Source organism: Candidatus Mycobacterium methanotrophicum, assembly GCF_023515995.1.
Lineage (GTDB): Bacteria > Actinomycetota > Actinomycetes > Mycobacteriales > Mycobacteriaceae > Mycobacterium > Mycobacterium methanotrophicum.
Window position 1 is genome coordinate 2,644,025 of the sequence record NZ_CP097320.1, and the last position, 19,670, is coordinate 2,663,694.

Consider the following 19,670-nt stretch of genomic DNA (forward strand, 5'->3'; position numbering starts at 1 on the left):
GGCTAAGTGGGGCGAAGTGGGTGATGGTTAGCGTTGTTGCCGGGCCAAGGCACGTCGGCGCTGCTACACGTCGCGACGTCGCGGCACGAATCGGGCTTACCGGCACAAAAAACCAAGGGCAGCCAACCGGCTGCCCTTGCACTCACGTCGAAGTTATTCCTCGAAGCGGCGGCGGAACCGATCTTCCATGCGGCTGGTGAAAGTACCGCCCGGGCCCTTGCTTCGGCGTGCACGCGCGCCGGTCGAGGGTCCGGGGCGCTCCCCGCGGCCGGAAAGTCGCGGGCCGGTGATGGCCAATACGACGCCGCCGAACATCACCACGAAGCCCATCACCGACAGGATCGGAAATGTCCCAGCCCAGACGGCTTTGAATGGGACGCCGGAGATCAACATCGCGAGACCGGCCACAAATAACGCCGCACCCTGCAGCCGTCGCCGCGCAGTCGGCGCACGCAGCCCGCCGCCGCGAACGCTGGAAGCGAATTTGGGATCTTCGGCGTAGAGAGCGCTCTCGATCTGGTCGAGCATCCGCTGCTCATGATCGGAGAGTGGCATTCGTCCCTCCTTGCCGAAAACTGTACGTGAAGCGATAGCACGTGGCTGCCCGTCGTGTGGACAACTACTAGTAGAGATGATACGAGGTCAATCGGCGCCATACCACCGCTTCTCTTGCCGATTGTAACCGCCGTCCCATGACGATCTCTGCGCTGCCGCCGAGCCCGATAATGGGTAGAGGAGCACGGCACTGGACCACCGAGGAGGAGACCCGCGAGTTGGCGATATTCCTCATCAACCTGCCGCCGCACGACATGCAACGGCGTCTCGGAGACGCCTTGGGCGTCTACGTCGACGCGATGCGCTATCCCCGCGGCACCGAGAGTCGGCGTGCCGCCATGTGGCTCGAGCACACCCGGCGAAATGGCTGGCAGGCCGTGGTCGCCGTGGAAGTCGACGCCCCGGCCGGAGCCACGCCGTCGTCCGTCGAACTGGGCGACGCGCCCCTGCTCGGCGTCGCCTACGGTTACTGCGGCGCACCGGACCAGTGGTGGCAGCAGCAAGTCGTGGCCGGGTTGCAACGCGGCGGCTTCGCCGACCTGGAGATCGCCAGGCTGATGGCCAGCTATTTCGAGCTGACCGAATTGCATGTTCATCCGCGGGCACAGGGCCGCGGTCTGGGAGAAGCGTTGGCGCGGAGGCTGCTTGCTGACCGTGGCGAGGCGAACGTGCTGCTGTCGACCCCGGAAATCAATGACGAAGCCAACCGCGCCTGGCGTTTGTACCGTCGGCTGGGGTTTATCGACATCATTCGCGGCTACCACTTCACCGGCGACCCACGAGCGTTTGCGATCCTTGGGCGCAAGCTCCCGCTGTAGTCGCACACCTCCGAGGAGGTCTGGCACGATGACCGGGTGCGCGCCAGCGGTAGCCAGCTCTTCGCCCGAGGTTTCACTGCGCGTCGTCGTCGGCGCCCGGCGGCGTGGGCGATGCTGTTCCTGGTGATACCGGTGATCGCCGGATGCGTCCGGATCAGGGCGTCGATCACCATCTCCCCCGACGATCTGGTGTCCGGCGAGATCATCGCGGCGGCCAAACCGCACCACGATAAGGACGCGGGCCCACAACTGGATCCCAATCTGCCGTTCAGCCAGAAAGTGGCGATCTCAAAGTACGATCGCGACGGCTACGTGGGTTCGCAAGCGGTGTTCTCCGACTTGACCTTTGCCGAGTTGCCGGAGCTGGCGAATATGAACTCCGACGCCCAGGGCGTGAACCTGTCGCTGCGAAGAGCCGGCGACCTGGTGATCCTGGAGGGCCGGGCGGACCTGACGTTGTTGACCGATCCCGATGGGGACGTCGAGCTGACGGTCGCCTTCCCCGGCTCGGTGACGTCAACCAACGGTGACCGCGTGGACCCCGAGACGGTGCAGTGGAAACTCAAGCCCGGCATCGTGAGCCTGATGTCTGCTCAGGCCCGCTACACCGATCCGAGCACCCGCTCGTTCCGCGGTGCGGCTCTTTGGCTGGGCCTTTCGTCGCTCGTGGCCGCGGGCGTGGTGGCGCTGCTGGCCTGGTATAGCCGCGACCGCTCGCCGCGGTTCGCCGAGCCCAGCGACCACCCGCCGGACTGACCCGGGTTCGCACGCGGCGGTTAGCTCACCGGCGACCAATAGTCGAGCAGCTCGGTGAACGTCTCGAATGCCGGTGCAGAATTGCCGTACGTGGCCTCGAGATGAATGCTCAGTGGAAAGCCCAGGTCGACGACGCCGTCGATAATCCGCTTGTACAGATCGAGCATCAACTTGCGCTTCTGGGCAGGTTCGGTGGCGGCCAACGTCTTGACGAACGTTTGTTCAGCGGCCACGGCGGGGTTGCCGGGATCGTGAATGAGCCAGTCGATGAAACCAACGCGGCTTTCCAGCTTCGGTACAAAGCCGAACGACAACAGGATCTCCGGCCGATGGTCGGTCCGCTTGGCGAACTCGGTCAGGAAACCGACGATCGCGTCAGAGTAGAGCAGCTGGGTCTGAGCGAATGTCGCGCCCTGCTCGCATTTGAAATTGAATCGGCCGTGTTCACCCTCCCGGGTTGGAATCAAGATCACGCCGCGGTTGCGCACCAGCTCGCGATAGATCGACAGGGCGTCGGTCGGCGCGACGCCGGAGCCCTCACCGTCGGCCATCGTGCGGGGTACGCCGACGAACACGATTCCGTCGATGCCGGCGTCCACCAGATCCCCGAGCCGCCGACGCAACGACCGCTCATCCATGAAAGCGGTGACCTGGCTGCACAATCCGCGCAGCCCGGGCACCTCCGGTTTGATGATCGACCAGAAATCCAGCACGTCCAGCTTCGGCTTCATCTCGACGGGCCGGTCATCCTCCTCCTCGATCAATCCCGGCATCATCAAGTGGCCAAGCCGGCCGTCGAGGCCAAATTCCGCAGACAGCTGCACCACCTTGCGGGCGTCTTCGAGCGCCTGCATGGAACCCCGCTCCACGTTCGTCGGCACCAGCTCGACCGCGACGGTGTTCAAGGCCAACGGGTTACTCCTGTCCAGATCACTACTTGTTCGCCGGCGCGGAAATCAAATTGTTCGCCGGCGCGGAAATCAAAGCCAGCCGGCTAGCGAGGGCGGATCATCCGACAGCATAGGGCGTGCGGCAAAACCTCCTGGACAGCGCGGCGCCGAATAGACTTGGCGGGCCACGACCGCCACTGACCAGGAAGGGGCGTCGCGCTGAGCATAGAAGCAGCGGCAACCGTCGAGTTCGCCGACGCCGTCACCGACCAGTTGCGCAGGTACTTACACGACCGGCGCAGCGCGGCCGCCTACATCGGCAGCGACTTAGGGCGCCTGACGGCCGGCCTCGAAGAGTTCGTGCTCAGCGGCGGCAAGCGGCTGCGCCCCGCCTTCGCCTACTGGGGCTGGCGTTCGGTGTCGAGCAGAGAGGCCGAAGACATCGGGGCCCAAGTGCTGCTGTTGTTCTCCGCGCTGGAGTTACTGCATGCCTCGGCGCTGGTGCATGACGACGTGATCGACAGCTCGGCGACTCGCCGGGGCCGCCCGAGCGCGCACGTGCAGTTCGCCATGTTGCACCGCGACCGGCAGTGGCGCGGGCCAGCCGACCAATTCGGCATTTCGGCGGCCATCCTGCTCGGCGATCTTGCGCTGGCGTGGGCGGACGACATCGTCGCGGGCTATGGCATCCAGGACCTGCCGCCGGATGCGTGCAGCCGGGTGCGGCGAGTCTGGGCCGACATCCGCACCGAGTTACTCGGCGGCCAATACCTCGACATCGTGGCCGAGGCCAGCGCCGCCGATTCGATCGCATCGGCGATGAACGTCAACACGTTTAAGACCGCCGCCTACACGGTGTCGCGTCCACTGCAGTTGGGAGTTGCCGCCGCCGCCGACAGACCGGACGTGCACGCCCTTTTCCACGACGTCGGAACCGATCTGGGCATCGCATTTCAACTGCGCGACGACGTTCTGGGCGTGTTCGGCGATCCGGCCGTCACCGGCAAGCCGTCCGGGGACGACCTGCGGTCCGGCAAGCGGACAGTGCTGCTGGCAACGGCGGTGCAATTGGCCGACAGGTCAGATCCCGCCGCCGCCAAGCTGTTGCGCGCTTCGGTCGGCACGGATTTGACCGATGGCCAGGTGAGTGAACTGTGCGGGGTGATCGAGCGGGTCGGCGCGTTGGCCGCGGCCGAGGATCAGATCGACACGCTGACCCGGCGGGCGCTGGCCGTGCTGGGCGATGCACCGATCCACGCGGCGGCTAAGGCCGGGCTCTCCGCGCTTGCCAGATCAGCCGCCAACCGATCCGCCTGACGCAGATGTCCGCCGCTACGTCCACACCAACTGCGGGCTCGGCTACGGGCCAGGCGCACCACTTTTCACGATTGCGGCAATTCATCGCCACGGCCGAGGGCCGCCCGGCGCTGCTGGGCTGTCTGGGTGCGGTGTTGATCGCTGTGGGTGGGCTCGGCGCGGGCAGCACGAAACAACATGATCCGCTGCTGGAGTCACTGCACCTGTCTTGGTTGCGCTTTGGCCATGGGCTGGTGCTGTCCTCGGTACTGCTCTGGCTGGGCGTCGCGTTGATGCTGATCGCGTGGCTGTGGCTGGGCCGGCGTGTTGCCGCCGGCGATGCGAGCGAACACACCATGCTGGCCACCACCGGCTTCTGGCTGGCGCCGCTACTGCTGTCGGTGCCGGTGTTCAGCCGCGACACCTATTCCTATCTTGCCCAGGGCGCGCTGCTGCGCGACGGGCTGGACCCGTACGTGGTGGGACCGATCGAGAATCCGAATCCGTTGCTGGACAACATAAGTCCCATCTGGACTATAACGACGGCGCCCTACGGTCCGGCATTCGTCATGGTTGCCAGATTGGTCACGATGCTGGTCGGCGATCATGTGATCGCCGGGACCATGTTGCTGCGCCTGTGCATGCTGCCCGGGCTGGCGCTGCTGATCTGGGCGACCCCCCGGCTGGCGCGCCATCTGGGCGCCAATGCACCACTGGCACTGTGGATCTGTGTGCTCAACCCGTTGGTGATCATCCATCTGATGGGTGGAGTGCACAACGAGATGCTGATGGTGGGCCTGATGACCGCCGGCATCGCACTGACTTTTCAACGCCATCATGTCGCGGGCATCGCGCTGGTCGTTGTCGGGGTCGCGGTGAAGGCCACAGCCGGTGTCGCGCTGCCGTTTCTGGTCTGGGTATGGATGCGCCATCTGCGCGACCGACGCGGGTACCGGCCGGCAGCCGCCTTTGTGGCGGCGGGCGCGATGTCGTCGCTGATCTTCGTCGCCGTGTTCGCTGTGTTGTCCGGCGTGGCCGGGGTAGGGCTCGGTTGGCTGACCGCGCTGGCCGGTTCGGTGAAGATCATCAACTGGCTGACGATCCCGACCGCGACCGCCAACCTGGCCCATGCCATCGGAGGATTGTTCTTTCCGGTGAATTTCTATGCAGTGCTGCACGCCACCCGCGCCGCCGGGATCGTGATCATCGCGGTATCGCTGCCGCTGCTGTGGTGGCGATTCCGGCACGACGACCGTCAGGCGCTCACCGGTATCGCGTGGGCGATGGTCGTCGTCGTGCTGTTCGTTCCCGCCGCGCTGCCGTGGTACTACACCTGGCCGTTAGCGGTCATGGCCCCGCTTGTCCAGTCGCGCGCGGCGGTCGCGGCGATCGCGGGATTCTCCACGTGGATCATGGTCATCTTCAAACCCGATGGCGCCCATGGCATGTACTCGTGGATTCACGTCTGCCTGGCGACAGCGTGCGCCTTGATCGCCTGGCATGCGCTATCTGGCGCGCCGAAGTCGGACCCGGGGCCCGTCTGATTCGGGCGTCAGTAAGCCATGGCCTGCGCCCGGCGCAGCACTTCGCGCGCCTGGTGGGCGTGTAGCGCGTCGACCGGGCGGGCGTTGCTGACGGCGTCGCGCGTTCCGTCCCGGGTGACCGTCAGCGACGGGTCGGGGGTGAACAGCCAGCGCACGATCTCGGTGTCGCGGTAGCCGCCGTCGTGCAGAACCATCAGCAACCCCGGCAGGCTCTTGACCACCTCACCGGAATCGGTGAAAAAAATCTGCGGCACCAACACGTCAGCGGCCCGTTTTACCGCCACGAGATGACCTTCCCGCAGGTGTTGGTGCACCTTGGTGACGGGCACGCCGAGCAGCTCGGCGACGCTGGGAAGATCGTAAGTGGGTTCGTCGGGGCCCAGAACGTCGTCGCCGGCCGGAATCCTGCTCACCGGTTCAGTGTAGGCCGGGCACGCGGCTTACACGGGCATGCTATCCGGGCATCCGTTGAAGAGATTTCAGGCGAACTCCGTGCTGCCACCTACGATGAACCCCGTGGCTGCAGCGGCGAGAGACGATCCCCTCGAGGGCGCGTTGCTCGACGGCCGGTATCGGGTTGCGACCAAGATCGCCACCGGCGGCACATCCACGGTGTACCGCGGTCTCGACACCCGTCTGGACCGACCGGTCGCGCTGAAGGTGATGGATTCTCGCTACACCGGCGACCAACAATTCCTCACCCGCTTCCAGCTCGAGGCCCGCACGGTCGCCCGCCTCAAAGACCCCGGGCTGGTCGCGGTTTATGACCAGGGCACCGACGCCCGACACCCGTTCCTGGTGATGGAGCTCGTCGAAGGCGGCACGCTGCGCGAGTTGCTGTCCGAGCGTGGTCCGATGCCACCGCATGCGCTTGCCGCGGTGCTTCGTCCGGTGTTGGGCGGGCTGGCCGCCGCACACCGCGCCGGGCTAGTGCACCGCGACGTGAAACCGGAAAACGTGTTGATCTCCGACGAGGGCGACGTCAAAATTGTCGACTTCGGGTTGGTGCGGGCGCTGGCCGAAGCCGGAATCACTTCCAGCAGCGTCATTCTCGGCACTGCCGCCTACCTGTCCCCCGAACAAGTCCGGGACGGAACTGCCAGCCCCCGCAGCGATGTCTATGCCGTGGGCATCGTGGCTTACGAGCTGCTGACCGGGCGGACGCCGTTTGCCGGCGACACGGCATTGTCGGTCGCATACCAACGCCTTGATACCGACGTGCCCGTCCCCAGCACGGTGATCGACGGCGTTCCGGAACAATTCGACGAGCTGGTGGGTCGCGCGGCGGCGCGCGACCCCGGCGCCCGCTACGCAGACGCACAAGAAATGGGCGCCGAATTGGCGGCGATGGTCGACGAGCTGGCGCTACCGGAATTTCGGGTGCCCGCGCCGCGCAGCTCCGCCCAGCATCGCTCAGCCGCGCTACATCACAGCCAGATCGACCACCACCAGATGACGGACCCTCGACCACGGCCTGTGCACCACCCCACGCGTCGGCTGACCCGGGGACCCGAGGATTGGACCGCTGAACCTGATGCGCAGACCGGTGACGAATCCCAAGAAATGTCAGGCCAATTCGCCGGGATCGACCTGATCGAGTTCGCGCTTGAGCGCCAGCGCGCCCGACGCATGGTGCTGATCTGGGTAGCGGTGGTGTTATCGGTCACCGGGATGATCTCCGCCGCGGCATGGACCATCGGCAGCAATTTGAGCGGACTGCTCTAACTACGCCTGTCGCGCGAGCGTGCACAGTTGTACTGCGGTGCGCGGCGTGTCACGTGCAGACGCGCACGCTCGCGGCCAAGTTGGTCAGTCGCGCAACATCTCGGCGACCAGGAAAGCCAGCTCCAAGGACTGCTGGGTGTTCAGCCTGGGGTCGCATGCGGTTTCATACCGTCCGGAAAGATCGGTTTCCGAAATGTCTTGAGCGCCACCCATACATTCGGTGACATTCTCCCCGGTGATCTCGACGTGGATGCCACCGGGGTAGGTGCCCAGCGCCCGGTGCACCTCGAAGAAGCCCTGCACCTCGTCGACGATGCGGTCGAAATGCCGTGTCTTGTACCCGGTGGACGACTCGTGGGTGTTGCCGTGCATGGGATCGCACTGCCAGATCACCCGATGACCGGTGGCTTGCACCTTCTCGATGATCGGCGGCAGCAGATCGCGCACTTTGTTGTTGCCGAGCCGGCTCACCAGGGTCAATCGCCCGGGCTTGTTGTGCGGGTCAAGGCGCTCGACATATTCGACGGCTTGCTCGGGTGTCGTCGTCGGGCCGATCTTGACGCCGATCGGGTTTGCGATCACCTCGGCCAACGCGATGTGTGCGCCGTCGAGCTGCCGGGTCCGCTCGCCGATCCACAGGTAGTGCGCCGACAGGTCATACAGTTGCGGCTCGCCGGCACCACCTTCCGGCGAGGCCTCTGAGAGCCGCAGCATGGCGCGCTCGTAGTCGAGCACCAAAGCTTCATGGCTGGCATAGATTTCGGCGGTTTGCAGGTTGCGGTCGGCGACCCCGCAGGCGCTCATGAATTTCAGGCCCCGGCCGATCTCGCTGGCAAGCGCCTCGTAACGCGCGCCGGCCGGCGAGGTCCGGACGAATTCGTGGTTCCAGTCGTGCACCAGATGCAGTGACGCCAGCCCCGACGATGTCAGGGCGCGCACCAGGTTCATCGCCGCACCGGCGTTGGCGTAGGCCCGCACCAGCCGCGAAGGGTCGTGCTCGCGGGCCGCGGCGTTCGGGGCGAATCCGTTGACCATGTCGCCGCGGTAGGAGCGCAGTCCGAGCGCGTCGACATCCGACGATCGGGGCTTGGCGTACTGCCCCGCGATGCGGGCCAATTTGACCACCGGCACACTGGCGCCATAGGTCAACACCACCGCCATCTGCAGCAGGGTGCGGATGTTGCCCTTGATGTGCGGTTCGGTGTTGTCGAGGAAGGTCTCCGCGCAGTCGCCGCCCTGCAGCAGGAACGCTTCGCCCTTGGCCACCTGGGACAGCATCTCCTGCAGCCGCACGATCTCCGCCGCAACCGTCACCGGCGGAACCGCCTCCAGCAGCGTCCTCACCGGCTCGACCTGCTCGGGCGACCAACTGGGCTGCTGCGCAGCGGGCTTGGCCAGCGCGGCATCCAGCCGGGCCCGCAGATCCGCCGGCAGCGGCGGCAGCGGCGGCAGCTCCTCGATCGGTACGTCGACGGTCCAGTTCACCCGTCTATGGTAACTGGGCGCTGCGACCGCTCAAGCAGTACGAACGTCGTCGGCCCATCTCATCGGCCACTCCTCAGCGGGCCGCCTCGCGGCCCGCATCGTCGTCGGCCGTGATCAACCGGTATCGCCGCAGCTGGTCTCGCGCGTCGACCAGCGCGTCGTGCACGTCCTTCGACCGGCGCGGCAGCCGCGGGCGCCCGCGGTCCTCCCACAGCTGGCGCAACTCCCGGGTGAATCGCGGCATCGCCGGCGGCAGCTGGGCCATCGGCCCCCACAGCTGGCACAGCGCCACATGGTCGTAGGCGCCAACCCAGGCCCACAACTCGATCGGCTCAGCGCCGTCGACGTCAAAAAACGCTTCCAGATCCGATCTGATCTGGGCCCGCGGGCGCCACCGTTGTGAAGCCGGCGGCGGTAGTCTCGGCAGGACGTGGCTGCGGACCCACTTGCCGGCCTGCTGGGGGTCGAATTCGGTCGAGACTGCGTAGTATTCGCGGCCGTCCTCGGCGACCACCCCGATCGAGATCAGCTCGATCGTGCGGCCGTCATCGATGAATTCCGTGTCGTAGAAGTACCGCACTGCGCCTAGCCGCCGGTCATCGGACGCCGGCACCGCTGGTGAGCGGGCGCGGCGGTTGCTGCGGCGGCGGCGCCGGACGGACTTCACGGTCCAGCAGCGTGTCGACCATCTGATGATCGGGGCGGCGCGGCGTACCGGCGATCGTGTACTGCACCCACAGCTTGGCCCGCACGACGGGGCGGCGCAGGGTTCGTTCGCGTTGCAGCGCCCGGGCCATCTTGTCCAGCTGGCTCATGTAAAACCAACGGGCCCACGGGGCTTGCGGGCGCGCCAGCCGGATGGCCCCGACGACCAGCAGCGGTACGAAGAACATGCCGATCAGCCCGGTCCACACTTTGCCCTTGAGCACAACCAGCACCGCCAGCGGCAGCGTCAGCACTATCGCGACGACCAGGCCGGCGCGAAGCAGCACCGAGTGGGTCGTGTCATGCCACAGGCTGATGAAGAACATCAGCGGGTGCAACCCAAGCACCAGCAGGCCGCCCACCGCCACCGCGGCGAACACCGCGTCGACCGACGTCCGCCCGTCTTCCTCCCAGTAGACGTCGGACAGATGCAGGATCAACGCGTACTCATCGAGCACCAGCGCGCCCCCGATGCCGAAGAGGACGGCGGCCGCGGTGTGTTCGAGCTGGGTTCCGTCGACCGAGAGAGCCACCAACGTCACCCCGGAGATCATCACCAGCACGACCCCGACCACCACGTGATGGACGTGCTTGGTCCCGACGTGAATATTGCGTGGCTCCCACCACCTCGGCGGCCTGCCAGTTGCGGCGCGACTGCGGATCAGGCGCACGAAGGTGCGCGTCACGAAAAAGGTGACGATGAAGGCGATCAGACAGCACAGCAACGGCAGTCGACCGTGGCCGACGATGTCGTCGTTGAACCAGCGGAGCACCCTAGAAAAGCTACGCCCACTTCGCGTCAACGGCCCTGCGCGACACCTGCTGAGACACCCGCCCCGATAGGCTGTGTATCGACATGAGTACATGGCAGTCGCCCGACGTGGGCAGTTGGCCCGGGCGAGCAGCCACACCGCCACCGGGTATCTGGCGAAATGCCTGGTGGACGTTGCTCCAGCTGATGGGCTTGGCCGCACTGGGCTACGCCGGCTGGCGGCTCGTCGGTCACACGCCCTACCGCATTGACATCGACGTCTACCGGATGGGTGGCCAGGCCTGGCTGGACGGTCGTCCGCTGTACAACGATGGTGCGCTATTTCACACCCCGATCGGCTTGAACCTTCCGTTCACCTATCCCCCGCTCGCCGCGATCGTGTTTTGCCCGTTCGCCTGGTTGGGGCCGCCGGCAGCCAGTGTGACGATCACGCTCATCACGTTGGCCCTGCTCCTCATGTCCACGATGATCGTGCTGACCCAATTCGACGTGTGGAGCACGGCACGCGCGGTGCCCGGGCCGGCGTGGCTGCGCCGCTGGTGGTTGACGGCGCTGATCGTCGCGGCGGCAGCGATCTGGCTGGAGCCAATCACGTCGAATTTCGCCTTCGGGCAGATCAACGTCGTGCTGATGACGTTGGCGATCGCCGACTGTGTGCCGCGACGTACCCCGTGGCCACGTGGGCTGCTGCTCGGAGTCGGCATCGCGCTCAAACTCACCCCGGCGGTGTTCCTGCTGTATTTCCTGCTGCGCCGCGACAACCGCGCCATGTTGACCTCCATAGCGTCCTTTGTGGCTGCCACCATGGCCGGGTGTGCACTGGCCTGGCGCGACTCCTGGGAGTACTGGAGCGACACCGTCCGCAACACCGATCGGATCGGAGCGGCGAGCTTGAACACCAACCAGAACGTGGCCGGGGCGCTGGCGCGGGTCGGCCTGGGCGATCACGAGCGCTTTCTGCCGTGGGTCGCGGCGTGCCTGCTGGTGCTGGCGCTGACCGTTTGGGCGACCCGACGGGTGTTGCGCGCCGGCGAGCCGACGCTGGCGCTCATCTGCATCGCGCTGTTCGGGCTGGCGGTGTCGCCGGTGTCCTGGTCGCACCACTGGGTGTGGATGCTGCCGACGGTGTTGGTGGCGGCCCTGTTGGCCTGGCGGCGACGCAACGCCGCGCTCGCCGCGATCAGCGCGGCCGGCCTGGCACTGATGGTCTGGACACCGATCGATCTGCTTCCCAAGCACCACGAGCTGGGTGCCGCCGGGTGGCGGCAATTCGCGGGCGTGTCCTATCTGTGGTGGGCGCTGGCCACCATCGTGGCGGCCGGCGCCACCGTCGCCGTCAGCACCGCAACCGCCCCGCGGGCGCCGACGGCGCCGACGCCGGTTTCGGCAGCGAGTCGCTAACCACCAGCAGTACCCGCACCGGCAGCGGCAGGGTCCAGGGCCGGCCGGGGCGCGGGGGCAGCCGCTGTTTCAGTCAACCGGTACCAGCCGCCACCACCTGGTGGGGAATCGGTCAGGACCGGCAGCCACCCGGTGGCCTCTACTGAACAAGCAGCACCCAGCCCACCCCCGAACAGGCCAAGCCAAAAGCCTAAATGTCGCTGGGCGAGCCGAAAACAACCAGCCTCCAAGCTGATTGGCGCTGCATGACCCATAACGGGCCAACTCTTAGCCCGCCGCGGTTTCGGGGATCCGCGTGGGCGATTGCGTTGCCGGTCCGGACCCGTTGCCGTCCTTGACGGTGGCGGCGTAGATGTCGACGTATTCCTGACCGGAAAGCCCCATCAGTTCGTAGATCACCTCGTCGATGATTGCTCGTTCGATGAAGCGGTTGCCCGCCAGCCCCTCGAATCGGGAGAACTCCATCGGCTTGCCGAATCGGACGGTGACCCGACCGAACCGCCACATCTTGCTGCCGGGCGGATTGACGACATTGGTGCCGATCATCGCCACCGGAATCACCGGAACGCCGGTTTGCAGCGCCAGACGAGCCAACCCGCTCTTGCCCTTGTACAGCCTCCCATCGGGCGAGCGGGTGCCCTCGGGATACATGCCGAGCAGCTTGCCTTCGCCCAGTAACCGCGCGGCGGTCTCCAAAGCGGCCTGCGCGGCGTCGGCATCGGTGCGGTCGATGGGCACCTGCCCGGTACCGCCGTAAAACCAGCGCTGAAACCAACCCTTCAGCCCGGTGCCGGTGAAATATTCGGCTTTCGCCAGAAACGTGATCCGGCGCCGCACGACCAGCGGCAGATAGAAACTGTCGGCGACCGCCAGATGGTTACTTGCCAGGATCGCCGGGCCAGACTGCGGGACATGTTCCAGTCCTTCAACTTTCGGCCGACCAAGCAGCGCAAGCAACGGGCCCATGAAGATGTACTTGAGAAGCCAGTACAACATGGACCCTCCCATTTACCCGCTTACCCGCCACCGATGGTGTTCTGCGCTAAGAGTACCGATCCAGTGTGCACGGGACCACTTCGATGCTTGCGACCTGCTCACTCTTGGGCGGTGGGCTGCCGCGGCTACTCCTCGACGGTGACGGTGATGGGCTGATATCGGCTCGTCGCGCCGGCGTCGGCTCCGGTATCGGCCCCGGCACTGCCGCCCGACGGACCGCCCGGCGGCTTCGAGCCGTCGGCGTGCTCGACTTGATCGATTTGATCGATCAGGGCCCGGATCACCGCCAGCAGCGCGACGCTGTGTTCAGCGATGATGGTCAACAACGGGTGTTCCTCCCCGGTCACCACCGCGGCCAACGCACACACCGGGCACCACACCTGCTGACACTTGCCGGTACCCGCGCCGTCGCCAAACGCCCGCGACGCAGCCAGGCGGACCGCAGGGTCGATCCCGTCGAGAATGCTCTGCGCGAGTCTGCGCAATTCCGGACCGAGGTCGGGGTGAACTCCGGTCATCTGCGCCGCTCCTGGGCATCGCGACGCTCCGCATCGTCGCCGGCGCGGGTCATCTCGGCCACACCTTCGGATCTGGTTGAAAACGCACCGCCAAGTCGCTACCTCGAAGATGTGCGTCCAGTACCGTGCATCGCCGCAGGACGGACGCCAATCGAACTCTGCGCCGCATCCCCCCGGCGCCGATGATCAGATCGTCGCCTACCCGGCCAAGGCTAAGCGCGCCAGAATCGATTTGCGGCAACTCTAGCCGCAATCGGTAGACCGACTGCAGACCGGATCCAGACTCCAATTCGACGACGGGGCGCAACGGCCCCGGCGGCGCCGATCCGTCGCGACGGCGAGCACCGTCCAGCAGCCCGGCCAACGCTTTGGCGCCGATCGGCTCACCAGCAAGATGCGGGGTAAGCACCAGCGCCACGTCACCGATAGCGGCTTCCAGCTCGTGCAGCACCGCGCGCTGCTCGCTGATCCGTTCGGAATACCAGTCGAAGGCCGGGTGCGCGGGCAGGTTGCGGTACTCGTAGGAATCGTCCTGCACCAGAATCTGGTTGACGATCAATTCCTCCACGCGCACGCCCATCAACGCCAACGAGCCCAGCGTCCGGACCGCTTCGGCGGCCACCACCCGTTCGGCAGTGAGCACCAGGTGCGCCCCGACTCGGTTGCTGTCGCTCAGCAGGGCGCCGAGCTTTTCGACGCTCGCGCTGATGCGTTCGAGCAGTTCCACCACCGCTGTCGACCGCGCATCATCGGCCGCGGCGGGAAGCCTGCGATGCCTCGGCCATCCGCGCTCGACGAACAGGGCAAAGGTGGCCGGCAGGGTCAGCATCCGCATCGCGTCAGCGGTGGAGGCGCAGTCGACCACGATGTGATCCCACAGCCCGGCGGTGGCCAACTTGCCGACCTCGTGCAGACCGAGCACTTCCTGCACGCCGGGCAGAGCCGAAAGTTCTTCGGGCGCAATATCTCCCAGCTCAGACTCGCCAAATCGCGCGCCCAGTGCGTTGACCGCAGTGCGCCAGCGAGCCGCGAGTAGCGCCAGGGTATCCATCGCCAGTGCGTCCAGGAAACCGCCGCCGACGTCGGCCGCCCCGGTTTCGAGGTCGGCGAGCACTCGGACCGGATCCCGCCGGCCCGACGGCGTGACCGTGACACCGAGCACGTCACCAAGTGAGTGCGCTTGGTCGGTGGATACCAGCAGCACCCGCTGACCAGCACGCGCTTCACACACGGCGGTCGCTGCCGCCAACGTGGATTTACCTACCCCACCCTTGCCGACGAAAAGACTGATCCGAGTGGACAAGGGCGCTGCTGATTCACTCAGCCTCGACTCGTTTCTTCAGATCCTTCAACGCGGTGTCGATCAACCTGCGCTCGGCCTTGCGCTTGATCAAGCCGATCAGCGGGATGGCGATGTCAACGGTGAGTTCGTAGGTGACGTCAGTACCAGACCCCTTGGGCGCCAACCGGTATACCCCGTCGAGGGACCGCAGCAGCGAGCTGGAGACCAGCGACCAGCGCACCGATTTGCGATCTTTCGGCCAATCGTAGGACAGCACCAGCGTGTCTTTGAGGACGCGGGTGTCCAGCACCAGGCGCGCCACCTTCGGGTTCCCGTCGGGGTCGGCTTCGAGTACTTCGGCCTCCTTGTATTCCGACACCCAATCGGGATACGAAGCGATGTCGGCGATCACATCCATGACCGTGCTGGGGTCCGCCTCGATGTAGATCGTCTGCGCCGTCTTCTCCGCCACCTGGTCGCTTCCTTACTCCCCCGTACGCGGTCTCCACCCTGTTGGCTGCACCGCCAGTCCACGGCAGAAACGGTACTCCCCGGTTGAGCTCAGGCCTGGTCAAGCACCGGAGAAACCCCGACTGGCCGGGAACGCTCCAGCGTCGCCTTCACCTCGAATGCCATCCGCTTGCCGGCGACCCGACGGCGATGGGTCACTCTGCGCAGGTTCATCCCGGCTAATTGCCACGCCGCCACCCCGGACGGCTCGGCATGCAGGAAGTAGTGCAACAGCACACCGTCCAACGCAGGTTCCAACCAGACTTCCATGGTCCCGGTCAGCGGTCCGGTCACCGCCCACCGGATTCCCAACGGGCCACGGTCTTCGATGACCCGCAGCCGCAGATCAGGCCACCACCGGCGCCAGCTGGCCCGATCGCCGACGGCGGCGCCGACGCGTGCGGGGTTGGCGGCGACGAACGTCTCGTCGGCAACCTGAACGCTGTGCACGGCCCCTAGCTTCACATACCGCGCCGACGGCCGCACAGCACCACCCGGGATTGCCCGCATCGTCGCCGGACTAGGCTGAACCGAGCCCCGGCTATCCCGCGAAATAACTCAAGCGAGGTCGAAGAGTGCGTGAATTCAGTGTTCCCGCCCCGTTCACGGTGAGCGAGCACGACAACGCCGTCGGCGCAGTGTTCGAGCACGAGCGCGACGACCCTGACACCGTAATATTTCAGCGCCTCATCGATGGGGCCTGGACCGACGTTACCTGCGCCGCCGCCGCAGTCCAAATCCGCTCGACAGCACTGGGTTTGATCGCACAAGGCGTGCAAGCCGGCGACCGGGTGGTCATCTTTTCGGCTACCCGCTACGAGTGGGCGATCCTCGATCTGGCGATCCTGGCGGTAGGCGCGGTCACCGTCCCGATCTACGAAACCTCGTCGGCCGAGCAGGTGCGCTGGGTGCTGTCGGACTCCGGGGCGGTGGTGGCGTTCGCCGAAACCGACGCCCACGCGAAGATGGTCACCGAGCTCAGCGGCGACCTGCCCGAGCTGCGGCGCGTGCTGCAAATCGACGGCTCAGGCGCCAAAGCCCTCAAGCAACTCGAGCAGGACGGCGCGTCGGTCGACCCGGCCGAGCTGACCGCCCGCATCGACGCATTGGGCTGCGACAACCTGGCGACGCTGATCTACACCTCGGGCACCACCGGCCGTCCGAAGGGCTGCCAGCTGACCCATTCCAACCTGGTCTACGAAACCCGGGGCGCCAAGGAGGTTCTCCCCACGCTGCTGCGCAAGGGCGAGCGCCTGCTGGTGTTCCTGCCGCTCGCGCACGTGTTGGCGCGCGCACTCGCCTTGTGCGCCTTTCACAACAAGGTTGTCGTCGGATTCACCAGTGACATAAAGAATCTGGTTCCGATGTTCGGGGTGTTCAAGCCGACGCTCGTGGTGTCGGTACCGCGGGTGTTCGAGAAGGTGTACAACACTGCCGCGCAGAACGCCGCCAATGACGGGAAGGGTCGCATCTTCGCGATCGCCGCGCAGACCGCAGTCGACTGGAGCGAGGCCTGCGATCACGGCGGCCCGGGTTTAGCGCTGCGGGCCAAGCATGCGCTGTTCGATCGACTGGTGTATCACAAGCTGCGCACGGCGCTGGGCGGTGACTGCCGTGCGTCGGTCTCGGGCGGTGCACCGCTGGGCGCGCGGCTGGGCCACTTCTACCGCGGCGTCGGTCTCACCGTCTACGAGGGCTACGGGCTGACCGAGACGAGCGCGGCGATCACCGTCAACCAGGTTGGCGCCCTGAAAGTTGGCACCGTCGGAAAGTTATTGCCAGGCAATAGTTTGCGTGTTGCCGACGACGGCGAGCTGTTGGTGCGAGGCGGCGTGGTGTTCCGCGGCTACTGGCACAACGAGCAGGCCACCAACGAAGCGATGGACGACGGCTGGTTCAAGACCGGTGATCTAGGCGCGGTCGACGACGAGGGGTTCCTGACGATCACCGGCCGCAAGAAGGAAATCATCGTCACCGCTGGAGGCAAAAACGTCGCCCCCGCCGTATTGGAGGACCAGCTACGGGCGGACCCGCTGATCAGCCAGGCGATGGTCGTCGGAGACGCGCGACCGTTCGTGGGTGCGCTGATCACCATCGACCCTGAGGCGTTCGAGGGTTGGAAGCAGCGCAATGGCAAGCCCGCCGGAGCGCCGGTCAGCGATCTGGTCACCGACCCCGACTTGATGGCCGAGGTGGACACGGCCGTCAAACAAGCGAATTTGGCGGTGTCGCATGCGGAATCGATCCGCAAATTCCGCATCCTGCCCGTCGACTTCACCGAGGACACCGGCGAGCTCACCCCGACGATGAAGATCAAGCGCAAGGTGGTGGCCGAGAAGTTCGCCCATGACATCGAGGCGATCTACGCCAGGGCCTGAGACGCCGAGCAGACGCAGAATCGCATGTTCAGGCGCCGAATCGTGCGATTCTTCGTCTGCTCGGCATCATTAATTTAACCGCGGATCAATCCGGATAGCCTGGCCGCCAAGGTGTCCCATCGCCACCGGACGGTGACCCAATCCCGGCCGGCGGCGCCCATCGCAGCCGCCCGATCTGGGTCTGCGAGCAGCTCGCTGACGGCGTCAGCGATCTGATTCACCGAGCGACCGTCGACTACCAGCCCAGTCTTGTTGTGGCGCACAGTTTCCGGCGCACCTCCCGAGTATCCCGCGATCACCGGAACACCGGCGGCAGAGGCTTCCAGAAACACAATCCCCAGCCCCTCGACATCCAACCCAGCTCCGCGGGTGCGGCATGGCATCGCGAACACGTCGGCCATCGCATGGTAGGCGGGAAGGTCACCGGCCGGCACGCCGCCGGTGAACGTCACATGTTCACTCACGGATAAGCGCCCGGCCAACCCGCGCAGCGTCTGCAGATATGGACCACCGCCCACGATCACCAGCGCTGCACCATCGACTCGCTGCCGGACTGCCGGCAGCGCCCGGATCAGCATGTCCTGCCCCTTGCGCGGCACCAGCCGCGACAGGCACACCACCGTGCGCCGCTCGCCCAACCGGTAGCGGGCGCGTAACTCGGTGCGGCTTGCCGGGTCCGGACGGAACCGGTCGGTGTCCACCCCGGGCGGCAGGTGCTCCAGCGCGGCCCGCGGCCCGAACGCTGAGGCGAACCGCCCTCGGGTATAGCGGCTGACGAACGTGACAACGTCGCTGCCCTCCCCTATGCGGCGCAACACCGACCGTGCCACCGGAAGCATCGACCAACCGACCTCGTGGCCGTGAGTGCTGGCCAGCACCCGGCTTGCCCCGGCGCGACGAGCGCACCGCGCCAGCAGCGCCAATGGCGCGGCCGCGCCGAACCAGACGGTGTCGATGTCGTGCTCGGCGATCAGCCGGCGCATCCGGGCATCGACGCCTGGCCCGGGCAGCATTAAAGTCCCGGGGTGGCGCACCACCTGATAGCCGTCAGTCTGAGCGTCAAAGGCGTCTGCGCCTTTCCACTGCGGCGCATACACCGTCACGGTGTGCTCCCCGGTGGCGGCCAGGCGCGAAACCAGCTCGACCAGATAGGACTGGATGCCGCCGCGTCGAGGCGGAAAGTCGTTGGTTACCAGCAGGACCCGGGACACCTGCGTAGGTTAGCGGGTCAGCCATTGCCGCCACTCGGCGAGCACACTGGCCGTGTCGACGCCCAGGACGTTATGCAGCGCCGCGGGTAGATCGGCGTGCCCGACACCACACACGCTCCGGTAGAGCGTGCGCAACGTCGTCGCGCCGCGAGTGTCGGCGACAAAACGCGCGAACCACCAGGCCCGGTCGTAGCCCGACGAGCGCAGCACACCGGGCGCGTCAAGGTCGGCGTCGGACGGCAACGCCGTCGGTAGCTGCGTCTGTTCGGGCAGCGGCGTGTGCGGCCTAGCGACGTAGTCAGCGACGCCCTCGGTCAGCCATCGGGGCGCATCCATCGCCGTCTGGGCGCGCGCCGCATAGTGAAAAAGCTCGTGGCTCAAAACGATTCGCAATGCCGGGTCACTCATGCCGACAGCACCGGGCGCGAACACGATCCGTTGGCCGATCGCGATCCGCCGGACCGGATCTATCCGATCGGCAACGGCCACCGCCGCGATATCGGCCCACTGCGCCGGCGGCCCTCCACCGGCCTCGGCCTCGAACTGGGGCTGCGAGCCGGTGGCCAGTACGGCGATGTGTCGCGGCCAGTCGGTCCCCCAGAACGCCTCTACCGCGTCGACGGCCTGACCGATGTTCGCCGCGACACGGCTCAGCAGGACCTCCGATCGCGGACCACCGAGATCGATCATCCGCACGGTGCGGTCGCCGACAACGGTGAGCCGCGGCGCCGGGTGAGCCAAGGGTGCGGTCTGCCCGGGGCGGGCTACTGACACGACGCCGGTGACCAGTTCGGCGGTGAGTACACCGGCCAGCAGCCAGCGACGACG

The 19,670-nt window shown here is 66.3% G+C and carries 20 protein-coding genes; 7 read left to right on the plus strand and 13 right to left on the minus strand.

The window, feature by feature from the left end; genetic code table 11:
* Positions 1-153: 153 nt before the first annotated feature.
* Complete coding sequence (locus M5I08_RS13795; RefSeq protein ID WP_219067253.1) at positions 154-555, minus strand: SCO2097 family morphological protein; 402 nt, start codon at positions 553-555, stop codon at positions 154-156.
* 218 nt (positions 556-773) lie between these two features.
* Between M5I08_RS13795 and M5I08_RS13800 the strand changes: the two genes are divergently transcribed.
* On the plus strand, positions 774-1,373 hold the full coding sequence (locus tag M5I08_RS13800; protein WP_219067292.1) for a GNAT family N-acetyltransferase: 600 nt from the start codon (positions 774-776) through the stop codon (positions 1,371-1,373).
* 111 nt (positions 1,374-1,484) lie between these two features.
* On the plus strand, positions 1,485-2,129 hold the full coding sequence (locus M5I08_RS13805; protein ID WP_219067293.1) for an LppM family (lipo)protein: 645 nt from the start codon (positions 1,485-1,487) through the stop codon (positions 2,127-2,129).
* Positions 2,130-2,149: 20 nt separating this feature from the next.
* Here M5I08_RS13805 and M5I08_RS13810 read toward each other — a convergent pair whose 3' ends face one another.
* On the minus strand, positions 2,150-3,040 hold the full coding sequence (locus tag M5I08_RS13810; protein ID WP_219067254.1) for a mycobacterial-type methylenetetrahydrofolate reductase: 891 nt from the start codon (positions 3,038-3,040) through the stop codon (positions 2,150-2,152).
* A 198-nt stretch (positions 3,041-3,238) separates the two neighbouring features.
* Here M5I08_RS13810 and idsA2 point away from each other — a divergent pair, with 198 nt between their 5' ends.
* Positions 3,239-4,336 (plus strand): bifunctional (2E,6E)-farnesyl/geranyl diphosphate synthase, encoded by a 1,098-nt coding sequence (gene idsA2 / locus M5I08_RS13815; RefSeq protein ID WP_219067294.1) that lies wholly within the window; start codon positions 3,239-3,241, stop codon positions 4,334-4,336.
* Between the two features lie 5 nt (positions 4,337-4,341).
* Positions 4,342-5,859 carry an alpha-(1->6)-mannopyranosyltransferase A gene (locus tag M5I08_RS13820; RefSeq protein ID WP_219067255.1) on the plus strand — a complete coding sequence of 506 codons (1,518 nt, stop codon included), beginning with the start codon at positions 4,342-4,344 and terminating at the stop codon, positions 5,857-5,859.
* Positions 5,860-5,867: 8 nt separating this feature from the next.
* On the opposite strand, the gene M5I08_RS13825 is transcribed toward M5I08_RS13820, so the two are convergent.
* Complete coding sequence (locus M5I08_RS13825) at positions 5,868-6,272, minus strand: Rv2175c family DNA-binding protein (RefSeq protein ID WP_219067256.1); 405 nt, start codon at positions 6,270-6,272, stop codon at positions 5,868-5,870.
* 94 nt (positions 6,273-6,366) lie between these two features.
* On the opposite strand from M5I08_RS13825, the gene M5I08_RS13830 reads away from it, so the two are divergent.
* Positions 6,367-7,584, plus strand: coding sequence for a protein kinase domain-containing protein (locus tag M5I08_RS13830; protein ID WP_219067295.1), 1,218 nt, complete (start codon positions 6,367-6,369; stop codon positions 7,582-7,584).
* An 84-nt stretch (positions 7,585-7,668) separates the two neighbouring features.
* Here the strand turns inward: M5I08_RS13830 and M5I08_RS13835 are convergent, their stop codons facing one another.
* From M5I08_RS13835 to M5I08_RS13845, 3 genes are all read right to left on the minus strand, one after another.
* The gene (locus M5I08_RS13835) at positions 7,669-9,069 is read right to left on the minus strand and encodes a class II 3-deoxy-7-phosphoheptulonate synthase (RefSeq protein ID WP_219067257.1); all 1,401 of its coding nucleotides are present in this window, start codon (positions 9,067-9,069) and stop codon (positions 7,669-7,671) included.
* 73 nt (positions 9,070-9,142) lie between these two features.
* A complete protein-coding gene (locus tag M5I08_RS13840; protein ID WP_219067296.1) occupies positions 9,143-9,649 on the minus strand; it encodes a polyadenylate-specific 3'-exoribonuclease AS in 507 nt (168 codons plus the stop codon).
* 16 nt (positions 9,650-9,665) lie between these two features.
* Positions 9,666-10,547 carry a hypothetical protein gene (locus M5I08_RS13845; RefSeq protein ID WP_219067258.1) on the minus strand — a complete coding sequence of 294 codons (882 nt, stop codon included), beginning with the start codon at positions 10,545-10,547 and terminating at the stop codon, positions 9,666-9,668.
* Between the two features lie 83 nt (positions 10,548-10,630).
* Here M5I08_RS13845 and M5I08_RS13850 point away from each other — a divergent pair, with 83 nt between their 5' ends.
* Positions 10,631-11,947: a glycosyltransferase 87 family protein gene (locus M5I08_RS13850; protein WP_219067259.1), complete on the plus strand. Its 1,317-nt coding sequence runs from the start codon at positions 10,631-10,633 to the stop codon at positions 11,945-11,947.
* A gap of 267 nt (positions 11,948-12,214) precedes the next feature.
* Here the strand turns inward: M5I08_RS13850 and M5I08_RS13855 are convergent, their stop codons facing one another.
* The 5 genes from M5I08_RS13855 to M5I08_RS13875 all read right to left on the minus strand — a co-directional run bounded on the left by M5I08_RS13855 (position 12,215) and on the right by M5I08_RS13875 (position 15,703).
* Positions 12,215-12,943, minus strand: coding sequence for a lysophospholipid acyltransferase family protein (locus M5I08_RS13855; RefSeq protein WP_219067260.1), 729 nt, complete (start codon positions 12,941-12,943; stop codon positions 12,215-12,217).
* Positions 12,944-13,068: 125 nt separating this feature from the next.
* Positions 13,069-13,461, minus strand: a complete 393-nt coding sequence (locus tag M5I08_RS13860) for a hypothetical protein (protein WP_219067261.1) — start codon at positions 13,459-13,461, stop codon at positions 13,069-13,071.
* A 49-nt stretch (positions 13,462-13,510) separates the two neighbouring features.
* A complete protein-coding gene (locus tag M5I08_RS13865) occupies positions 13,511-14,785 on the minus strand; it encodes an ArsA family ATPase (protein WP_219067297.1) in 1,275 nt (424 codons plus the stop codon).
* Positions 14,778-15,215, minus strand: a complete 438-nt coding sequence (locus M5I08_RS13870) for an SRPBCC family protein (protein WP_219067262.1) — start codon at positions 15,213-15,215, stop codon at positions 14,778-14,780. The genes M5I08_RS13865 and M5I08_RS13870 overlap by 8 nt, the downstream gene beginning before the upstream one ends.
* A gap of 89 nt (positions 15,216-15,304) precedes the next feature.
* Complete coding sequence (locus M5I08_RS13875; RefSeq protein ID WP_219067298.1) at positions 15,305-15,703, minus strand: polyketide cyclase / dehydrase and lipid transport; 399 nt, start codon at positions 15,701-15,703, stop codon at positions 15,305-15,307.
* Positions 15,704-15,828: 125 nt separating this feature from the next.
* On the opposite strand from M5I08_RS13875, the gene M5I08_RS13880 reads away from it, so the two are divergent.
* Positions 15,829-17,631 (plus strand): AMP-dependent synthetase/ligase, encoded by a 1,803-nt coding sequence (locus M5I08_RS13880; protein ID WP_219067263.1) that lies wholly within the window; start codon positions 15,829-15,831, stop codon positions 17,629-17,631.
* A gap of 74 nt (positions 17,632-17,705) precedes the next feature.
* Here M5I08_RS13880 and pimB read toward each other — a convergent pair whose 3' ends face one another.
* A complete protein-coding gene (gene pimB, locus M5I08_RS13885) occupies positions 17,706-18,842 on the minus strand; it encodes a GDP-mannose-dependent alpha-(1-6)-phosphatidylinositol monomannoside mannosyltransferase (protein WP_219067264.1) in 1,137 nt (378 codons plus the stop codon).
* 9 nt (positions 18,843-18,851) lie between these two features.
* The gene (locus tag M5I08_RS13890; RefSeq protein WP_219067300.1) at positions 18,852-19,658 is read right to left on the minus strand and encodes a hypothetical protein; all 807 of its coding nucleotides are present in this window, start codon (positions 19,656-19,658) and stop codon (positions 18,852-18,854) included.
* Between the last annotated feature and the right edge of the window lie 12 nt (positions 19,659-19,670).